General features: G+C 57.2%; 2 protein-coding genes. One reads left to right on the plus strand and one right to left on the minus strand.

The features are described from left to right. A partial coding sequence (locus AC1DSG_RS30750; protein WP_477794230.1) for a histidine phosphatase family protein occupies nucleotides 1–556 on the minus strand: 556 nt, incomplete at its 3' end. 203 nt (nucleotides 557–759) lie between these two features. Here AC1DSG_RS30750 and sohB point away from each other — a divergent pair. Further along, nucleotides 760–1,782, plus strand: a complete 1,023-nt coding sequence (sohB, locus tag AC1DSG_RS30755) for a protease SohB (protein ID WP_477794231.1) — start codon at nucleotides 760–762, stop codon at nucleotides 1,780–1,782. The last annotated feature ends 145 nt before the right edge of the window (nucleotides 1,783–1,927 follow it).

A 1,927-nucleotide genomic window follows, 5' to 3' on the forward strand; every position in this document is an offset into this window, starting at 1 on the left:
TTTGTGTAATGAGGTAGAGCAGGGCCGTGATGGTGCCGCCGGAGGTAAACACGGCGATTTTCTGTTTATTGTCGGCGCTTTCCAGAACTCGTTGCAGTCCGCCGTGCACACGCTCCACAAAACCCAGCCAGCTTTCCAGGCCCGGCGTGTCATAGGAACCGGTGAGCCAGCGTTCGATGATCAAGGCAAAGATGCGTTGAAACTCGGCGCGGTTTTGCGCGGCGTTGCGCAGGATGTCCAGGGCCTCGGGTTCATCGTCCAGCATGGCCGGCAACAACGCGCGGATTGCCGCGTCAGCGTCGAACTCATTGAAGGCGGAATCGATTTCCAGGGGCGGAACTGGCAGGCCCGCGGCTGAGTACTGTTCCATCGCGCTAGTGGCGGTATGGCGCTGGCGGCGCAGGTCGCCCGAAAGGCAGCGATCGAAGCTGATACCCAGTTCGACCAGGTGCTGGCCGAGGATTTCTGCCTGGCGAATACCGGTTGGCGACAGGACGTCATAGTCGTCTGCACCAAAGGAGGCCTGGCCATGTCGAATCAAATAGATGCTGCCCACGTCCAAGTCGTCCCGGTACGATGAAGGTTTGGCGAGGTTATGAGGATGGCAGTGAGCTGTCAATGAAAAAACATACGCTTGTTTGAAATGTCTGTTGCAGGGCTGTTGCCATAGGTTTCACGGCTGGTCGCCGAGCTGGCGCATGGGTATGCTGAACACATCCCGCGCGTGTTCAAGCCGCGCATCGTAATGAAGGAGTCACTGTGGAGTTTTTGTCCGAATACGCCAGTTTTCTGGCCAAGACCGTGACACTGGTGATCGCCATTCTGGTGGTCCTGGCCAGTTTTGCGGCGTTGCGCAGCAAAGGTCGACGCAAGTCGGCCGGCCAGTTGCAAGTCAGCAAACTAAATGATTTCTACAAAGGGCTGCGCGAACGCCTGGAACAGACCTTGCTCGACAAGGACCAGCTCAAGGCCTTGCGCAAGTCCCAGGCTAAATCCGAGAAAAAGCAAAAGAAAACCTCCGAGACCAAACAGCGCGTGTTCGTGCTGGATTTCGACGGCGACATCAAAGCTTCGGCCACCGAAAATCTGCGTCACGAAATTACCGCGCTGCTGACGCTGGCCACGCCCAAGGATGAAGTGGTGCTGCGTCTGGAAAGCGGTGGCGGCATGGTTCACAGCTACGGCCTGGCGTCTTCGCAATTGGCGCGCATCCGCAATGCTGGCGTGCCATTGACCATCTGCATCGACAAGGTCGCGGCCAGCGGCGGCTACATGATGGCSTGCATCGGYGAGAAGATCATCAGCGCGCCGTTCGCGATCCTCGGATCGATCGGYGTGGTGGCGCAACTGCCCAACGTCAATCGCTTGCTGAAAAAACACGACATCGATTTCGAAGTGCTGACGGCCGGCGAATACAAACGCACCCTGACCGTGTTTGGCGAAAACACCGAGAAGGGGCGCGAGAAATTCCAGGAAGACCTGGACATTACCCATCAGCTGTTCAAGAACTTCGTCTCGCGTTATCGCCCGCAACTGGCCATCGATGACGTGGCCACCGGTGAAGTCTGGCTCGGTGTCGCAGCCCTCGACAAGCAACTGGTCGACGAGCTCAAAACCAGCGATGAATACCTCGCCGAACGGGCAAAAAATGCYGAGCTCTTCCACCTGCATTACGCCGAACGCAAAAGCCTGCAAGAGCGTATTGGTATGGCGGCCAGCGGTTCGGTCGATCGCGTTTTGCTGACCTGGTGGAGCCGGTTGACCCAGCAACGCTTCTGGTAACCGTCAGCGCACTTTCGGGTTAACAAAAAAACCGGGACTCATCTCCCGGTTTTTTTTGCCTTCGAAGCTGTCGATATTCCTTCCTGAAATGGCGAAATCTCCTAACCCGACTGTCGACCCGTTCCTGCATCCGATTGGATGACGG

This window comes from Pseudomonas sp. P5_A12 (assembly GCF_056400685.1).